General features: G+C 62.2%; 18 protein-coding genes. 9 read left to right on the forward strand and 9 right to left on the reverse strand.

Annotated elements, in window-relative coordinates:
- The 7 genes from NKH28_RS32580 to NKH28_RS32610 form a co-directional block, all read right to left on the reverse strand.
- Window positions 1-922 (reverse strand): ABC transporter ATP-binding protein (locus NKH28_RS32580; protein ID WP_352981289.1); only part of this gene is annotated, 922 nt, incomplete at its 3' end.
- On the reverse strand, window positions 922-2,025 hold the full coding sequence (locus NKH28_RS32585; RefSeq protein ID WP_352539465.1) for an ABC transporter ATP-binding protein: 1,104 nt from the start codon (window positions 2,023-2,025) through the stop codon (window positions 922-924). The genes NKH28_RS32580 and NKH28_RS32585, both read right to left, overlap by 1 nt.
- On the reverse strand, window positions 2,022-2,243 hold the full coding sequence (locus NKH28_RS32590) for a hypothetical protein (protein WP_023675179.1): 222 nt from the start codon (window positions 2,241-2,243) through the stop codon (window positions 2,022-2,024). The genes NKH28_RS32585 and NKH28_RS32590 overlap by 4 nt, the downstream gene beginning before the upstream one ends.
- Entirely contained in the window at window positions 2,240-3,199 is a 960-nt protein-coding gene (locus NKH28_RS32595; protein ID WP_292661213.1) for a carbohydrate ABC transporter permease, read from the reverse strand. Before NKH28_RS32595 ends, NKH28_RS32590 begins: the two co-directional genes overlap by 4 nt.
- A 1-nt stretch (window position 3,200) precedes the next feature.
- Window positions 3,201-4,106 carry a carbohydrate ABC transporter permease gene (locus NKH28_RS32600; protein WP_254816733.1) on the reverse strand — a complete coding sequence of 302 codons (906 nt, stop codon included), beginning with the start codon at window positions 4,104-4,106 and terminating at the stop codon, window positions 3,201-3,203.
- Between the two features lie 74 nt (window positions 4,107-4,180).
- Window positions 4,181-5,497 (reverse strand): ABC transporter substrate-binding protein, encoded by a 1,317-nt coding sequence (locus NKH28_RS32605; protein WP_352981291.1) that lies wholly within the window; start codon window positions 5,495-5,497, stop codon window positions 4,181-4,183.
- Window positions 5,498-5,854: 357 nt separating this feature from the next.
- Window positions 5,855-6,550, reverse strand: coding sequence for a TetR/AcrR family transcriptional regulator (locus NKH28_RS32610; protein WP_502895683.1), 696 nt, complete (start codon window positions 6,548-6,550; stop codon window positions 5,855-5,857).
- Between the two features lie 109 nt (window positions 6,551-6,659).
- On the opposite strand from NKH28_RS32610, the gene NKH28_RS32615 reads away from it, so the two are divergent.
- Genes NKH28_RS32615 through NKH28_RS32625 form a run of 3 tightly spaced genes read left to right on the forward strand, consistent with a single transcriptional unit; the run spans window position 6,660 to window position 9,150 of the window.
- Window positions 6,660-7,856, forward strand: coding sequence for a Tm-1-like ATP-binding domain-containing protein (locus NKH28_RS32615; RefSeq protein ID WP_352539466.1), 1,197 nt, complete (start codon window positions 6,660-6,662; stop codon window positions 7,854-7,856).
- 11 nt (window positions 7,857-7,867) lie between these two features.
- Window positions 7,868-8,707 carry a phosphoenolpyruvate hydrolase family protein gene (locus NKH28_RS32620; RefSeq protein ID WP_352767924.1) on the forward strand — a complete coding sequence of 280 codons (840 nt, stop codon included), beginning with the start codon at window positions 7,868-7,870 and terminating at the stop codon, window positions 8,705-8,707.
- 26 nt (window positions 8,708-8,733) lie between these two features.
- Window positions 8,734-9,150 (forward strand): cupin domain-containing protein, encoded by a 417-nt coding sequence (locus NKH28_RS32625; protein WP_352981292.1) that lies wholly within the window; start codon window positions 8,734-8,736, stop codon window positions 9,148-9,150.
- Window positions 9,151-9,152: 2 nt separating this feature from the next.
- On the opposite strand, the gene NKH28_RS32630 is transcribed toward NKH28_RS32625, so the two are convergent.
- On the reverse strand, window positions 9,153-9,833 hold the full coding sequence (locus NKH28_RS32630; RefSeq protein ID WP_352981293.1) for a DUF4304 domain-containing protein: 681 nt from the start codon (window positions 9,831-9,833) through the stop codon (window positions 9,153-9,155).
- Between the two features lie 62 nt (window positions 9,834-9,895).
- Window positions 9,896-11,101: a M24 family metallopeptidase gene (locus NKH28_RS32635; RefSeq protein ID WP_352981294.1), complete on the reverse strand. Its 1,206-nt coding sequence runs from the start codon at window positions 11,099-11,101 to the stop codon at window positions 9,896-9,898.
- Window positions 11,102-11,467: 366 nt separating this feature from the next.
- On the opposite strand from NKH28_RS32635, the gene NKH28_RS32640 reads away from it, so the two are divergent.
- The 6 genes from NKH28_RS32640 (at window position 11,468) to NKH28_RS32665 (ending at window position 17,294) form a co-directional block, all read left to right on the forward strand.
- Entirely contained in the window at window positions 11,468-13,078 is a 1,611-nt protein-coding gene (locus NKH28_RS32640; protein ID WP_352981295.1) for an ABC transporter substrate-binding protein, read from the forward strand.
- A gap of 287 nt (window positions 13,079-13,365) precedes the next feature.
- Entirely contained in the window at window positions 13,366-14,352 is a 987-nt protein-coding gene (locus NKH28_RS32645; protein WP_352981296.1) for an ABC transporter permease, read from the forward strand.
- Entirely contained in the window at window positions 14,349-15,179 is an 831-nt protein-coding gene (locus NKH28_RS32650; protein WP_352981297.1) for an ABC transporter permease, read from the forward strand. Before NKH28_RS32645 ends, NKH28_RS32650 begins: the two co-directional genes overlap by 4 nt.
- The gene (locus tag NKH28_RS32655) at window positions 15,176-16,003 is read left to right on the forward strand and encodes an ABC transporter ATP-binding protein (RefSeq protein ID WP_352981298.1); all 828 of its coding nucleotides are present in this window, start codon (window positions 15,176-15,178) and stop codon (window positions 16,001-16,003) included. Before NKH28_RS32650 ends, NKH28_RS32655 begins: the two co-directional genes overlap by 4 nt.
- On the forward strand, window positions 16,000-16,791 hold the full coding sequence (locus NKH28_RS32660) for an ATP-binding cassette domain-containing protein (RefSeq protein WP_352539472.1): 792 nt from the start codon (window positions 16,000-16,002) through the stop codon (window positions 16,789-16,791). Before NKH28_RS32655 ends, NKH28_RS32660 begins: the two co-directional genes overlap by 4 nt.
- On the forward strand, window positions 16,788-17,294 hold the full coding sequence (locus tag NKH28_RS32665) for an L-2-amino-thiazoline-4-carboxylic acid hydrolase (protein WP_352474855.1): 507 nt from the start codon (window positions 16,788-16,790) through the stop codon (window positions 17,292-17,294). The genes NKH28_RS32660 and NKH28_RS32665 overlap by 4 nt, the downstream gene beginning before the upstream one ends.
- Window positions 17,295-17,568 lie beyond the last annotated feature (274 nt).

A 17,568-nucleotide genomic window follows, 5' to 3' on the forward strand; every position in this document is an offset into this window, starting at 1 on the left:
CGTGCCCCCGCGCCGCGACCGGGGCGCGGGTCTGGATATAGACGTGTTCCGGGCTATTTCCGAAGACTCGCGGGCGACCGGCGGGCGCCGCGCCCGTCTTTAGCCCCCCCGAAGTCTTGGCACCCCCCGCAAACGGCAATTCGAAATTCAGCGGTGCCATCACCGCACGTCCGTTGACAAGCTTGCCGTCGATGAGGTTCATCGGCGGCGAGCCGACGAAGCTTGCCACGTAGGTGTCGCGCGGATTGTTGTAGATCTCGTACGGCGTGCCGGTCTGGACGATGCGGCCATGGTTGAGCACGCCGACCTTGTCACCCATCGACATCGCCTCGATCTGATCGTGCGTCACGAACAGGAAGGTGGCGCCAAGCTGCATCTGCAGGTTCTTCAATTCGGTGCGCAGCGCTTCGCGCAATTTGGCGTCGAGCGCCGACAACGGCTCATCCATCAGGAATACCCTCGGCTTGCGCACGATGGCGCGGCCGATCGAGACGCGCTGCATCTCGCCGCCTGAAAGCCTGTCGGTCTTGCGGTCGAGCAGATGCTCGATCCGCAGCGTCCTGGCCGCGCGGTCGACGCGATCCTTGATCTCGGCATCGGGCAGCCGGCGGATTTTCGGCTTCAGCGGAAATTCGAGGTTCTGGCGTACGGTATAGCGCGGGTAGAGTGAATATTGCTGCAGCACCAGCGCCACGTCGCGCTCCGCCGCGCCCCAATCGGCGACATCGACGCCGTCGATCAAGACCTGACCTTCGCTCGGTTTTTCCAGGCCGGCAATCATGCGCAGCGTCGTCGTCTTGCCGGCGCCGGTCTCGCCGAGCAGGACGAAGAACTCGCCATCGGCGATGTCGAGATCGAGCCCGGTCAAGGCGGTGTGGTTGCCGAATTTCTTCGAGATGTTCTTGAGCTGGATGTGGGCCATCAGAGTCTCACTCCCAGCGATTTGCCGCTCGCCGTGTCGAAGAAATGCGCCTGGCCGGGATCGATTCTGACGAAGACTCTTTCGCCGGGGCCGCCGATGAAGCCGCTCTTGGTGCGCGCACGCAGCATCTTGGAGCCGACCTTGAGGTCGACGATGTCGAAGGAGCCGAGCGGCTCGACGATCTGCGTCTCCACCGGCAAGAACCCTTCGGCTGCTTCGCGGCGGACGAGGACGCCTTCCGGCCGGATGCCGAGCGCGAGTTGGCCGCCGGCATGGCCGTTGAGCTTCGACAGCAAGGCGCGCGGGAATTCGAAACCGGCGGCCGCATCGCCGACGGTGACCGAGGCCGACGAGGCTTTCTCGGTCACCGAAGCGTCGGCGACGTTCATCACCGGGCTGCCTACAAATTGCGCGACGAAAAGGTTCGCCGGATGCGAATAGACCTCGTCCGGCGAGCCAACCTGCTGCAGCACACCTTCATGCATGATGACGATGCGGTCGGCGAGGCTCATCGCCTCGATCTGGTCGTGGGTGACGTAGATGCTGGTCGAGCCCTGCTTGATGTGCAGCCGCTTGATCTCGGCCCGCATCTCCTCGCGCAGCTTGGCATCGAGCGCCCCGATCGGCTCGTCCATCAGCATCGCCTTCGGCCGCCGCACCAAGGCTCGGCCGATCGCCACGCGCTGCATGTCGCCGCCCGACAGCGCCGACGGTTTCTTGGCGAGGAGATCGCTGATCTGCAGCGTCTTGGCGACCGAGCGCACCTCGCTGTCGATCTCCGCCTTGCTCTTGCGCGTCGCCCTGAGCGGAAAGGCGATGTTCTCATAGACGCTCATATGCGGATAGAGCGAGAACGACTGGAAGACCATGGCGATATCGCGATCGGCGGCCTTGAGGTGCTGGACCGGCTTGCCGTCGATGAGGATGTCACCGCCGTCGATCGTCTCCAGCCCGGCAATCGCCCTGAGCGTCGTCGTCTTCCCGCAGCCCGACTGGCCGAGCAGCACGATGAACTCGTTGTCGTCGATCTTCAGGTTGAGGTCTTTGATGACCTGGACGGCGCCGAAATATTTCTGGATGCCTCGAAGCTCGATCTGGGTCAATGCTGTGCCCCCGGATTTGCCCCTTGCCCGGTGCCGGCCTTCTCCTCCGGCGCGATCTTGGAGGTGATGTTGAAGCCGATCAGGCCGATCAGGATGATAGTCACGCCATAGCTGTGCAGCAGCATGTTCCACGGCTGGCAGAGCGCGATGATACCGAGCACCATCAGCACCTGGCTGCCCGGTTCGAGATATTTCTGGTTGATGTCGCGAAAGCTCATTTGCGGATCGCTCCAAACGACATGCCGCGCAACAGGTGGTTGCGGAGCAGGAAGGTGAAGATCGCGACCGGCAGCAGGAACAGGAAGGTTCCGGCGGCAATCACCGTCCAGTCCGGCAGGCCGGAACCGACCTGGCTGGGGATGAAGGGCGGTGCTGTCTGGGCACGGCGGCTGGTCATGATCAGTGCGAAGGCATATTCGTTCCACGCCGTGATAAAGCAGAACACGGCGGTGGCGGCGATGCCGGTGGCGGCCTCGGGCAGCACGATCTTGAAGAAGGCCTCCATGCGCGTATAGCCGTCGACGAGGGCCGCCTCCTCATACTCCTTGGGGATCTCGTCCATGAAACCTTTCATCAGCCACACCGAGAAGGACAGGTTGAAGGCGGTGTAAAGGATGATCAGGCCGATATGGGAATCGTTGAGGCCGACCGCCCGGTACATCAGGAACATCGGAATGGCGACGACCACCGGCGGCAGCATGCGTGTCGACAGGATGAAGAACAGTAGGTCCGCCTCGCCTTTTACCTTGAAGCGCGAGAACCCATAGGCGGTGAAGGTGCCCATGCCGACGGCTAGGACGGTCGAGGTTATGGCAACGATCAGTGAGTTCATGAAACGGCTCGGATAGCCCGACCACTGCACCTGGCCCTTGCCGTCGCGCACGATCTTTTCGCCCCCATTGAAGACGACGCGCTCCCACCACGGCGCAGCCGCGTACTCCTCCGGCGACGGCGGGCTGCGCAGCTGCGAACGCTTGGTAAACAACTTGACGAAGGGCGATATCTCCGGCTGGAAAACCACCGTCGGCGGAATGGTGGTGGCGAGGTTGCGCGGCTTGAACGCCGTCGAGGCGATCCAGTAGATCGGCGCCAGGAAGATGATCGTCACCAGCAGGACAGCGACGATGGCGACCCGGTTGAAGGTGATTTCGGAAGAAGTGCGGACTGCGGCCATCTCAGCGCTCCTTCACCTTGTTGAGGTATTTGACATAGATGTTGGTGATCGCCAGCACCATGATCAGCACGATGTAGGCGAGCGCGCAGGAACGCCCGGTCTGCCATTCCTGGAACGCCATCTTGTAGAGCCGGATCGAGATCAGCTCGGCCGTCGGCTGGCTGGTCAGGATGTAGGCGAGGTCGAAGGTCTTGAACGCCTCCATGGTGCGGAAGATGACCGCGATCATCAGGATCGGCGCAACCAGCGGCAGCGTTATGCGGAAGAAGGTGTAGAACGGTCCGGCCCTGTCGATCGCGGCTGCCTCGTAGAGATGCTTGGGCACGGCCGACAGGCCGGCCAGCGACAACAGCATGACGAAGGGCGACCACATCCAGATGTCGGTCAGCGCAACCGCATAGAGCGCCATTTTCGGGTTCGACAGCCATTCGAAGGTGCCGAGGCCGAGCGCATAATTGATGATGCCGAAGGACGGATCGTAGAGCAGCTTCCAGAACAGGCCGACGACGGCCATCGACAGCATCATCGGCAACAACAGGAGCGTCGTCAGCAGGCCCTTGAGCGGAATGTCGCGATTGAGCAGCATGGCCACGCCGAAGCCGACGAGCAGCTGGCCGGCGACCGAGATGATGACGTATTTTGCGGTGATGGCGAAGTTGGACCAGACATAGGGATCGCTGAGCAGGTCGCGATAGTTTTGCAGCCCGACGAAATTCGCCGCCGCGCTGGTCGAGGCGCGGAAATCGGTGAACGAATAGCCCAGCGAATAGATCAGCGGGAAGATGTTGAAGACGATCAGAAACAGGATCGTCGGGATGATGAAGAGATTGCGGATCGAAATGTCGCTTAGACCGCGAGCGGCGGCCCGCGAGGACCTGTCCAGCGTGGTGATCATCGTGGTCGCCAAGACCCTGCTCCCGGTTCAAGAATCAGAAAAAGAAACGGAGGAGGCACGAACGCCCCCTCCGTGAAACTTCATGCTTATTGGCCGCGGCCGTATTTCTTGAAGGTCGCGTTCCAGTCGGCTGCCAGTGCGTCCAGCGTCTCCTTGGCGGTGCCTTCGCCGCCGATCATGTAAGGATAGATGCGCTGGTTGAGCTGCTGCAGCAGTTCCGCATATTCCGGAACCGCCCAGAAGTCCTTGACCTTGAACATGGTCTCGTAGAACGCCTTGTTGTAGGGCGTGGCGTTCTGGAATTCGGGCGACTTGAGCACGGCGGCACTGCAGGTGTAGCCGCCAAGCGCTGCCCATTTCTTCTGGGTCTCGTCCTTGATGAACCATTCCAGGAACTTCGTCGCCTCTTCCTGCTTCTGCGAGTAGGAAACGATGGAGATGCCCTGACCGCCGAGTGCGGCGAACTGGTCGCCGTTCGGGCCGGGAGGATTGGCGAAGAAACCGGTGTTCTTGGCATTCGGGTTCGACGCCTCGTTGATCAGCGAGGGGAAGAACGCGAAGTAGTTCATGCTCATCGCGGCCAGGTTTTCAGTGATCGCCTGGTTGTCCTCGACGAAGAACGACTTGGCCCAGCCCGGAGGCGTGAACTTGTAGAGTTCCTTATAGGCGTCAAGCGCCGCGATCGCCTTGTCGGAGTTGATGAAGCCATCGACCTTGTAGGTCTTATAGTCACCCAGCTCGCCGCCAAAGGAGAACAGCGCGTTTTCGAAGCCCATAGCCATCGCGTCATACGAATTGTCGGTGTAGATGGCGATGCCGTATCGCTTCTGATCCGGCCTGTAGAAGAATTCGGCGATGTCGCGTAGCGCCTTGAAGTCCTTCGGCACGTCGAGGTCGTAGCCATACTTGGCCTTGAAGGCTTCCTTTTCCTTCGGGTCTTCGAACCAGTCCTTGCGATAGGACCAGCCGACGGCGTCGCCTTCGAGCGGAATGGCCCAGTACTTGCCGCTGCCGCCCGGATATTCGGCATAGTATTTCACCGTGGCCGGTGCCATCACTTCACCGACCTTGTGCTTGTTGAAGAAGTCGGTCAGGTCGACATAGTGGCCACCGGTCGAGCCAGCACCAAGCCATTGCGAGTCGCCGACGACCATATCGTAGGCGTCGCCATGGGCGTTGAACTCGGTGAAGGCCTTGGTCTGGAAGTCGGGCCACGGTGTGGTTTCCACCGTGATCTTGACGCCGGTTTCCTTCTCGTACTCGTTGCCGAGTTCCTGCAGGTAATTGGCCGGATCCCATTCCGCCCAGAAGATTGTAAGTTCCTTTTCCTGCGCGTAGACGGACGTTCCGCAGGCGAGCACTAGGCCGATACCAGCAAGCAAGCTGGTCATTGTCTTGCGCATAATGATTTCCTCCCTTGTGCGCATTCTACCGTTCATGAGAACCGGCATCGAGGCCGGCCCTGGTAGTCCTCCCGTGACGGCACCGTTTCGGTCTGTGAGCCTCCTCGCTCGACCAAAACGGATCTCAGCCTTCACCTTTGATCCGCTTTACTTGTCCTGATCTGGTATTACCAATCTAAGAGGAACGTCAAGCCCTTTCTTGGACGGTGGCGGGCACGCAGACAAGCTGGCTTCTGCGATATCTGCCTGTTTTCCCTGAATTTTCCTACTCCATGATACATGAATGCCTTACTTGGGCCGCTGCATCGCCAGTAGCATGAATAGCCAGGTTGAAAATCTGGTCGAACCAGATTGGCGTCATCTCACGGCGGTCGTCGGCGCGATCCCATCTCCTTCAATCATCGATTCGGTCATAGCCGCGCGCACAAGAGCGCCGGCCGCCCATTGCGCAACCGACATCATACTGCGGCTATCCAATCCCCATATATCCTTTAAAACGATCAGCACCTCAACACCGAAGATCAATGACAGCGCCTGCGCGAGCCGCTTGAATTCGCGCGGCGGCAACCGGCCTTTGAGTGGCGCGATCGCATCTTTCAAGAGATCGACGCGATGGCCGCGGGTGAAGGCAGGTTCGCCGTCAAGCGTGCCTGCCTGTCGCTGCGCCCACTGGTCGAGCGACAGTTTCAGCGCCGCCTTGAACGTCGCTTCGAAGACCTCGATGCGCGGCATGGCGGTCTCGAACAGCTCGGCGACCCGGCGCTCGGGATCGGCAGAGCTCGATTTCCACGTAAGGATCGGCCCAAGCCCCTCATCGACCACCGCCTGCACCAACGCCGCCTGGCTCGGAAAATACCGATAGGCGGTGGCGCGCGAGACCTCCGCTGCCTCCGCCACCTCGCTGACGGAGGGCGTGGCGCCCGCCTGCATCAGCTTTGTCGCCGTCTCAAGCATGAGACGCCTGGTGCGCGCGCGGGCCCCGCGCTCTACTTGGGGGTTCGGCCCTTGGCTGGCACCGTTGTCCATTGCCGCTTGTTGACGTGAGACATTCATGTCAATACGATACGCGTGTCTCAAAAAATTGCAATGGCCCTTCGCGCCGTCGAACGGCCGGGCAAAAAGGGGCCGCAGCGCCGAGCACGCCCAAGACCGGGGAAACGCGATGAAGCGCATCTATGTGGTGGGCACCGCCGACACCAAGGGCGAGGAACTTGCATTTCTGGCCGATGCGGTCGCGGCTACCGGCGCTTCGATTGCCCGTGTCGACATCGGAACACGCGGCGCGACCGTGCCGGTCGATGTTTCGGCAGACGAGGTCGCCAGCCACCATTCCGAGGGTCGCAATGCCGTGCTCGGCGTCGACGATCGCGGCACCGCGGTGGCGGCGATGGCTGCCGCCTTTGCCCGGTTTGTCCAGTCGCGCAACGATATTGCCGGGATTATCGGCATTGGCGGCGGTGGCGGCACCTCGATCATCACCGCAGGCATGCGCACGCTGCCGCTCGGTCTGCCCAAGATCATGGTTTCGACGTTGGCCTCGGGTGACACCGCGCCTTATGTCGACGTCTCTGACATCGTCATGATGCCGTCGGTGACCGACATGGCCGGCCTCAACCGGCTTTCGCGTGTCGTGCTGCACAATGCCGCCCAGGCGATATCAGGCATGGCGACAAAGCCGGCGCCGCCGCCCGACGGCAAACCGTCCGTCGGCCTCACCATGTTCGGCGTCACCACGCCATGCGTGACCGCGATCGCCGATGAGCTTCGTTCGACTTATGACTGCATGGTCTTTCATGCCACCGGCACCGGCGGCCGCACCATGGAAAAATTGGCCGACAGCGGCCTGTTGTCCGGCGTCATCGACATCACAACGACCGAAGTCTGCGACTTGCTGTTTGGCGGCGTGCTGCCGGCGACCGAGGATCGCTTTGGCGCCATCGCCCGCACCGGGCTGCCTTATGTCGGCTCGGTCGGCGCGCTCGACATGGTCAATTTCTGGGCGCCGCCGACAATTCCGGAACGCTATCGCGGCCGGCTGTTCTATGAGCACAATCCAAACGTCACACTGATGCGCACCACTGCCGACGAAAGCAGAACGATCGGCGAATGGATCGGTACAAGGCTGAGCCTCTGCCAGGGTCCGGTTCGTTTCCTCATTCCGGAGAAAGGCGTGTCGGCGCTCGACATTGAAGGCGGCGCCTTCTTCGACCCTGAAGCCGATGCCGCTTTGTTCGAGGCGATCGAGCGTACCATCAAACCCGCCAAAACGCGGCGCGTGCTGCGTTTGCCGCTTCATATCAACGACCCCGAATTCGCCTGGGCTGCCACAACGGCCTTCCTCGACATCGCCAGACAGTGAGACACCAAGACATGGCCGCCATACCGCGCAAGAAAATCCTGGAGAAATTCCGCAAGATGATCGCGGACGGCGTGCCGATCGTCGGCGGCGGTGCCGGCACCGGCCTGTCGGCCAAGGCAGAGGAAGCCGGCGGCATCGACCTGATCATCATCTACAATTCGGGCCGCTACCGCATGGCCGGGCGCGGCTCGGCCGCCGGCCTGCTCGCCTATGGCAACGCCAACGAGATCGTCAAGGAAATGGCCTACGAAGTGCTGCCGGTAGTGAAGAAGACGCCGGTGCTGGCCGGCGTCAACGGCACCGATCCCTTCGTCATCATGCCGCTGCTTTTGGCCGAGTTGAAGACGATGGGCTTTTCCGGTGTGCAGAACTTTCCGACCATCGGCCTGTTCGACGGCCAGATGCGGCAGAGTTTTGAAGAAACCGGCATGGGCTTCGGGCTCGAGGTCGACATGATCGCCGAGGCTCACAAACTCGACCTGTTGACCACGCCCTATGTCTTCAACGCAGACGAGGCGCGCGCCATGACAACAGCTGGCGCCGACATCGTCGTCGCCCATATGGGGGTTACCACCGGCGGCTCGATTGGCGCGACATCGGCTAAATCGCTGGACGACTGTGTGAGCGAGATCGACGCCATCGCCAAAGCGGCACGCTCAGTGCGCGAGGATATGATCCTGCTTTGCCATGGCGGGCCGATCTCGATGCCGGACGACGCCAGATATATTCTCGAGCGCTGCAAGGGCCTGCACGGATTCTATGGCGCCAGTTCGATGGAGCGGCTGCCGGCGGAAGCCTCGATCGCCAGGCAGACGGCGGATTTCAAGGCCGTCACGTTCGGCGCTGCGTAGAGACCAGCAAAAAGAAGGGTGGGACGATGACCGATAACAGCAAGGTATTCGTATATCCAAAAGACGTCAGCGCCTTCGGCTTCGACTGGGGCAGGCTGTCGCTGACGGTCGCTCCCGAAGTGAACGGCGCAAAGCGATTTTCCGGTGGTGTCGTCGACCTACCGTCAGGCAAAGGCCATACGCGTCATAACCATCCGGGTGCGGAGGAGATCATCTTTGTCATCTCGGGCAATGGCGAGCAGATGGTCGAAGACGAGAAAGGCAACCCGGTCGTCGAGAAAGTCGGCCCCGGCTGCACCATCTATGTGCCGGAAAGCCGCTTCCACTCGACGCTCAATACCGGCGATGCGGCCATGCAGCTTTTCGTCGTCTATTCGCCGGCCGGGCCGGAACTGGTGTTGTGGGAGTTGCCGGATTTCAGGTTGATCCCGCCGGGCAGATAATGTCACAGGCTGAGGCCAATCTTCATCGCACGAGCGACCCTTGCTAGGTTGTTAGTATCGCTTCCCAGAGCGAGCCTATCCGGCAAAGTGGGGACATCGCGCTCTGATCGGAAAGCATCCGGCGAAGGTAAGCGCGCCACCCAGTAGGACAAACAGTTTTCCGCTGCCTCCGGACCAAGCTGCCAGAGTACAAATCGAACAGCATTTTCAGGGAACATGAAGCCCGGAACTTCAGAACATGCGACCTGTTCGGCTAGTTTGCGCGGAACGGCGAAACGTTCGAAGAGCGGCAGGACAGTCGTTTGGATGTTGGCAACGATGTTCGCGATTTCAGCCTGGCGGGTATGCGGGTCTGCGATGTTCCATGTCCGCCAATGATGCGGGGTTCGCAAATTGCCAAGCTGTCCACCGGCGACCCAATCGCTAGCACTGGCGGGCCAAGCGCTTCGCTCGTCCCACTCCTTTATTGCCTTGCTGTAGACCGACGCATGCACGACGAGTTCGACATACTCGCCGCCGACGTTCAGATAGTTTGATTGAAAGGAGATTTTGAATGCCCAGTCGCCGGCCCGACGACTCGCATGAGGACCGCTTTTCGCAAAGCGGAACCCAATCGGTTCGAACTCCATGGAGATCTGCTTGCACCCGTCGATAAAGACCTGCTTGGGCAGTTCGCGTTCCATATCGGCAAATGCTCGCTGGTGTGACCAATTGTTTGCTCGGACGAGGTAATCTCAAGAACGGGCTAGGTACCAGCGCCTAAGCCGCCCCCGCCCCTGTTCCAGCCCCGGCCCCGATCGCCGAACATGACGTAGCCGGCATCGGTCACCGCCACCGTGTCCTCCAGCTTGATGAAGCCGCGCGTCGGGTGGAGCATGGTCGTCTCGACCGAAAGCACCATGTTCTTCTCCAGCGGCTTTGCGGCATAGGTGCCTTCATAGGTCACCGGATGGTTGGTCATCAGGAACGGCGCTTCATGCGTGATCAGCCCCATGCCATGCGCGAAGAAATCAGTATAGGCCGCAACCTTGGATTTCTTCAGAACGCCTTCGGCATGAGAAATCATGTCACCGCCCAGCGTGCCCGCCTTGACCTTGGAGAAGGCCGCCTGCTGCACTGTCTCGATCTCGGCCAGCAGATCCTCGAGTTCGGCGTCAGGGTCGCCCAGCACGCCCATGCGGCAAAGATCGCCGATATAGCCGTGGTAGTTGCCGCCGGAATCGATCGACATCACTTCGCCCCGTTTCCACGCCTGCGGCGAGGCTGCGCGGTTGTGGCTGGAGCCTAGCGTTAACAGGCAATATTCGAAATGCGCGCCGCGATTGGTCTCCTCGCGCCTGAGATGTTCGATGATCTCGCTCTTTGCCGTGCCTTCGCGTGCCCAGCCGATGGTCGCCAGCATGGAATCGGTGATCAGCTCCGAAGCGATGCGCAGCTTTTCCAGCTCCGCCTCGGTTTTGATTGCCCGCATGCGCTCCAGCATATCAGTCGCATCGATCAGCTTGGCATCCGGCAGCGCGTTGCGGATCAGCATATAGGCGTCGGCCGGCAGGAAGGCGGGCTCGATGCCGATGCGGGCATTGCCCTTGCCGATCTTTCGCAAATGCTCGGCCGCCAGATTGGCGGCATCGAGCGTACCCCAGCAGGCGGCATGCAGTGTCGGCGTCCAGAATGGATGATTCTGGTGCTCGCCGCCTTCCATGCGGTTGCCGATATAGGCGGCATGCTCCGGCCCACCTTTCTCATAGACGACGACAGGCAGATAACGGCTGTGGCCGATTGCATCCATGGCAGCGAAGAAGATGAACTTATAGCCGCCAAGCAGATATTGCGAGTTGTGCTTGGAGGTGGCGAGCAGCACGTCGATGCCGGCCTCCTCCATCAGCCCGTCCACCCTGGCCTGGTCGAACGGCACGCTGCCGACGGCATTCTTGCCTGGGGCAATGTTCATGTCTCTCTCCCTGAAATCCCTTAGCCGGCCGCTCGCCGGCACCGGCTTTTCCGGCTCTGAACCTCGGCTGTGCTTAAATCTGCATCATTTTGCCCGATCTGGTCCAGCCAGAACGGGCGAACCAGCCCCAAAAGCTGCTCCACCTGCTGCACTTTACTCCAGTCTGGTCCTGCTAGAACCGCGCGTCGAACCGTTTTCTGTACAACTGGTCCAGCGGACGGAAATTTCAAAGCCACGTAGAGATGCGCCAATTCCGTCTTTGGCGAAACCCCGCACAAGGCCCATAATCAGCTTTGCAGGATGCTTACGAGCGTCCGAGGGGTACGGCGGACCCGGCCGGGTCCGCGGAGAGGACGGAGTTCGATCATGCCAGAGTTCACCATTTCCAGACGTACAATGCTGGCCGGTTCGGCGTTGCTGTTGGCCTCCACCGCCATGCCGACGATCGGCTCGGCGCAGACGCCGAGAAAGGGCGGACGACTGGTTGTCGCCGCCGATTCCGAGCCGCGCAATCTCAATCCGGCGATTGTCGCCTCGAACGGCGTCTTCTTCATTTCGAGCAAGATCGTGGAAACCTTGGCCGAGGCCTCCTTCGGCGGCAAGGACGGGCTCGATCCGCGCCTGGCGCTCAGCTGGGAAGGTGCCGCCGACGGCATGGCGGTGACGTTCAAACTGCGCGAGGGCGTCAAATGGCATGATGGGAAGCCATTCACCTCGGCCGATGTCGCCTTCTCGGCGTTGCAGGTCTGGAAGCCGCTGCAGAATCTCGGCCGCACCGTGTTCAAGGATCTGGAGGCGGTCGACACGCCGGACGAAACCACCGCCGTGTTCAAATTCGCCAAGCCGACACCGTTCCAGCTAATCCGCAACGCCTTGCCGGCGCTGAGCAGCGTGGTGCCCAAGCACATCTACGAGACCGGAAAGATCGAGGACAACCCGGCCAACAACGCCCCGGTCGGCACCGGACCGTTCAAATTTGCCGAATACAAGCCCGGCGAATATTACCGGCTGGAGAAGAACACCGACTATTGGGGCAAGGACGAGCCCTATCTCGACGAGATCATCTATCAGGTGCTGCCGGACCGCATGTCGGCGGCCAGCGCCCTGGAAGCCGAAGAGATCCAGCTCGCCGCCTTCTCCGCCGTGCCCCTGGCCGATCTCGACCGCATCTCCAAAGTGCCCGGTCTCAAGGTGATCACCAAGGGTTATGAAGGGCTGACCTACCAGCTCGTCGTTGAGATCAATCATCGCCGCAAGGAGCTGGCCGACCTGAAAGTACGCCAGGCGATCGCTCACGCCATCGACAAGGATTTCGTCGTCAAGACGGTATTCCTTGGCTATGCCGCCACCGCCACTGGCCCGGTGCCGAAAAACGACCCGCAATTCTACACCGCCGACGTGCCGACCTACGCTTTCGACGTCGCCAAGGCCAACGCCTTGCTTGACGAGGCCGGCTACAGCCGGGGCGATGACGGCAAGCGCTTTTCATTGAGATTGCTGCCGGCGCCTTACTTCAACGAAACCAAGCAGTTCGGCGACTATCTGCGCCAGGCGCTCGCCGTCATTGGCATCGACGCCCAGTTGGTCAACAACGACTCTGCCGCGCACATCAAGGCGGTTTACACCGACCACGCCTTCGACCTTGCGGTCGGGCCGCCGGTGTTCCGCGGCGATCCGGCGATCTCGACCACCATCCTGGTGCAGAGCGGTATTCCCGACGGCGTGCCCTTCTCCAACCAGGGTGGCTACAAGAATGCCGATCTCGACGCCCTGATCGCCAAGGCATCGGAGACGCTCGACACCGCCGCCCGCACCGAACTCTACAAGGAGTTCCAGAGAAAAGTTGCCGCCGACCTGCCGCTGATCAACGTCGCCGAATGGAGTTTCATCAGCGTCGCCCGCGATACGGTCAACAACATCGCTAACAACCCGCGCTGGGCAGTATCGAACTGGGCGGACACTTGGCTCGCGGGGTAAGGAAGTCTCTCCAGACTTGCGTGCCGCTTGTGTGGGTGCTCAGCTTCAGCGATGAGAGCTTTTTCGCGCCCCCCTCTGTCCTGCCCTCTTTGCCACCACTTGGCATCTCCCCCACGAGCGGGGAGATCGGCTGTCATTGTCGCTTTCGCCAATCTCCAGCGTTGCAAGACGGCCGGCATCGCCGAAACTGCCAATCTCCCTCCTTGTGGGGGAGATGTCCGGCAGGACAGAGGGGGGCGCCGTAAAGCGCGGCACCGAAGACTTGGCTCTCCTATCGGCGTTGCGCCATGACCCGCGCCGTCATCCTCCTTCGCCGCCGTCTCGTCGGCAGCATCTTCGTGCTGCTGATTGTCGTCATCGGCACGTTCCTGTTGCTCGAAGCCGCTCCCGGCGACGCGGTCGATGCCTACATCGTCTCGACCGGCGGCGACGCCGGCATGATCGAGCTGTTGCGTCACCGCTGGGGGCTCGACCAGTCGGAGCTGACACGGCTCGCCAATTACCTTTGGGCGCTGCTGCATCTCGATCTCGGCCAATCGGTCAGCTTTTCGCGGCCGATCCGCGATGTCATCCTCGAGCGCCTGCCCAACACGCTGCTGTTGATGGGGAGCGCCACGGCGCTCTCCTTCGGCCTCGGCTCGGCTCTCGGCATCTATGTCGGCGCCAGACCCGGCAGCTTCCGCGATCGCTTCCTGTCCATCGGTTCGCTGGCGCTCTATGCCGTGCCGGGCTTCTGGCTCGGGCTTGTGCTGATCATTGTCTTCGCCGTCGACCTGCGCTGGTTTCCGATCGGCGGCATCGAGAGTATCGCCTCGGCCAAGAGCGGCCTCGATCGCGCCGCCGACATCGCCCGCCATCTCGTCCTGCCGGTTTCGGCGCTCGGCTTCATTTATCTCGCGCTCTATCTGCGCATGATGCGCGCCGGCATGGCCGAGGTGTGGCGGCAGGACTTTGTGCTGGCCGCCCGTGCCAGGGGACTTTCCCGCCGTCGCATCGTGCTCGCTCACGTCGCCCGTAACGCGCTGTTGCCGCTGGTCACCATGTTCGGCCTGCAGTCGGCGCAAATGCTGGGCGGCAGCGTCGTCATTGAGAGCGTCTTTTCCGTCCCCGGCCTCGGCCGGCTGGCGCAGGAAGCGGTGGCCGCGCGGGATACCCCACTACTGCTCGGCATTATTCTCACCAGCGCTGTCCTGGTCGTCATCATCAACCTTCTCGTCGACATCGCCTACGCCTTCCTCGATCCGCGCGTCGGCGCCAGTGAGGCCGGCGCGTGAGCCCGCTTCGCCGCTTTCTCCGGACCCCGGAAGCGATCGCCGGCGCGGTCATCCTGGCGGCGCTGTTTGCCGTGGCGCTTGCCGCACCTTTGTTCTTTCCCGGCGATCCGCAGGCGATTGCCGGGCCGGCGTTGCTGCCGCCGTTCCAGGACTGGTCGTTGCCACTCGGCACCGACCGCCTCGGCCGCAACGTGCTTGCCGAGCTTTTCCACGGCGCCCGCACCTCGCTGGCGGTCGGGCTGGCAGCAGCCGCCGCCGCCCTTGCCGTCGGTGCCGTGATCGGCACGTTGGCCGGCTTTGCCGGCGGTCTTGTCGACGAGATGCTGATGCGCATCACCGACGCTTTCCAGACCGTCCCAGCCTTTCTGCTGGCTTTGGCTTTCGTCAGCATCGTCGGGCCGTCGCTCGGCGTCGTCGTCGCTGCGATCGCGCTGGGCGCCTGGACTGGACCGGCACGCGTGGCGCGCGCTGAAGTGCTGTCGATCCGCGAGCGCGATTTTGTTGCGGGCGCCCGCGTCATCGGCATGCATCCGCTGGAGATCGCCTTTCGCGAGGTGCTCCCCAATTCGCTGCCGCCGATAATGGCATTGTCGTCAGTGATCGTCGCCGCGGCGATTCTCACCGAAGCGGCATTGTCCTTCCTCGGCCTTGGCGACCCCAACCGCGTAACCTGGGGCGGCATGATCGCCGAAGGCCGCGCCGTGCTGCGCACCGCGCCCTTCCTGTCGATCATTCCGGGCGTAGCGCTCGTGCTGACCGTGCTCGGCGTCTATCTCACCGGCGAAGGCGTCGTCGAGACCACGGCGATGAGGAGGAGCCTGTCGTGACGGCGCTTGCTTCGATTCGCAGTCTGACGGTGACCTATCGCCGCGACGGCGCCGAGGTGGCGGCGCTAAAGAATGTCAGCCTCGACATCCCCGCCGGCGAGCGCTTTGCCATCATCGGCGAGAGCGGTTCCGGCAAGAGCACGCTGGCGCTGGCTATTGCCGGGCTGCTGCCGGCCAACGCCAGGATCGAAGGCCGTATCGATTGGCTCTTGCGCCCGCCACCAATGTTTGGTGCCAAGGCACCTGCCGGTCTTCGCGACCATGCTCCAATCGGTGGCCGTGACATCGGCTTTATTTTCCAGGACCCATCCGCAAGTCTCGATCCGGTGATGCCAATCGGCAAGCAGATCGCGGAAGTCGCCTACACCCATCTCGGCCTCAGTTGGCGAGACGCCTATGCCAAGGCAAAAACCCTGCTCGAACGCGTCCGTCTGCCCGACCCCGATGTCGCTTTGCGTGCCTTTCCACATCAGCTCTCCGGCGGCCAGAAGCAGCGCGTGGCGATCGCCGCAGCGATTGCGGCCGGGCCGAAACTGCTGATCGCCGACGAGGCGACCAGTGCGCTGGACACCATCGTGCAGGCCGAGATTGTCGGGCTGATCCGGCGACTGGTGGCCGAGGACGGTATGACGCTGCTGTTCATCAGCCACGACATTGCGCTGGCCGCTGAGCTTGCAGAGCGCATAGCGGTGTTCCGGCATGGCGAGCTGCTCGAGCTCGATTCGACAGCCCAAATCGTCAATGCCCCGCGGCACGCATACACTCGTGTGCTGCTTGACGCTCATCTCGGCCTCGACGCCGAGCCGCTGTTGCGGCGAACATGACCGACCCACTGCTCGCCGTTTCCGGCCTGACCAAACGATACAGTCGCGGCGGCAAGACCATCGCCGCGGTCGACGACGTCTCCTTCCACATCGACCCCGGCGAGACGCTGGCGCTGGCCGGACCTTCCGGCAGCGGCAAGTCGACGATAGCTCGTCTAGTGCTCCGGCTCATCGAATTCGATACCGGCCGTATCGAATTTGAAGGCAGCGATTTCCTGTCGCTGAACGGCGCTGCCTTGCGCGGCCGGCGCACTCGTCTTCAGATGGTGTTTCAGGATCCGCTCGCCGCCTTGAACCCACGCGCCACAGTCGCGCGTGTGCTCGACGACCCCTTGCGCATCCATCACATTGCCTCTGGCCCCGAGCGCCCGCGCCGTATTGCAGCTCTGCTGGAACGCGTCGGCCTCAGCCCCGGTCTCGCCGGCCGCGCCATTCACGAAATTTCCGGCGGCCAACGCCAGCGCGTTGCAATCGCCCGCGCCATCGCCACGAAACCGTCGCTGGTCGTGCTCGACGAGGCCGTGTCGGCGCTCGACGTTTCGGTTCGCGCGCAGATCCTGCGGCTGCTGCTCGACCTTCAACGCGAGGAGCGCATCGCCTATCTGTTCATTTCGCACGATCTCGGCGTCGTCCGTGCCATCGCCCACCGCATCGCCATTCTGGACGGCGGGCGGATTGCCGAGCGCGGCGATGCCCGCACCGTCATCGACGCGCCGCAATCCGCGATCGGCAAGGCGCTGGTGGCGGCAGCGCCAAGACTTTCGAGGATCGAACAGGACGCATCATGACCGACGCCGAAGCCAGAGCCGAAAAACTGTCGCGCGAACTCGATTCCGCCTTCCGCAACCGTGCCGATCTCTATCGTCTGTTGCTCGACGAGCTGACCGCGGAAGTTGGCGCGGAAAAGGCTGAGGCGATCATGATCCGCACCATCGAACGGCGAGGCAGGGAGGTTGCGGCGGCGGCCTTCGCCGATTTCGGCCCCAACGACGCACCGGCGATTGGCGAGGCGTTCCTGGCCGTCAGCCCGGATGGCGGCCGCATGTATCCGACCGATGTCGAACGCGGCCCGGACCGCATCGCCTTCAGGGTCAGGCGCTGCCCGCTGAAGGACGCCTGGGTCGAAGCCGGCATCGACGACGAGAAGCTCGCCACGCTCTGCCGCATCGCCGGCGCCTTCGATCGCGGCCTGTTCGAGGCCACCGGAGTGCGCTTCGACAACGTCACCTGGACGGCGGGCCACGGTTCCGGCTGCTGCCACATCGCCTTGACCAACCGCGATGCCGGTTAGAGCTGCAGCTCGAGCCGTGTCGGCGAAGAAGTAGAGTTCCGTTCCGTTGGGCAGCACGGAGCCAAACACCCCGGCGCCATAAGGCAAGCGGGAATTTTGATGTGTGCATTGCAAGGAATTCGTGCGGACAGGATCTGCCTCGGTGTCCCGCTGTGTCGGCTTCGTTGCTAAGATAGTGTGCTGAAGGTTCTGCAAAAAGTTTTGGAGAGAGAACGGCGCTTGCTCTGAGGGGCGAGCGGCCATGGCACGGTGGTGACGTTGCGATCACCGATTC

It is taken from the genome of Mesorhizobium sp. M1227, from assembly GCF_040318315.1.
Lineage (GTDB): Bacteria > Pseudomonadota > Alphaproteobacteria > Rhizobiales > Rhizobiaceae > Mesorhizobium.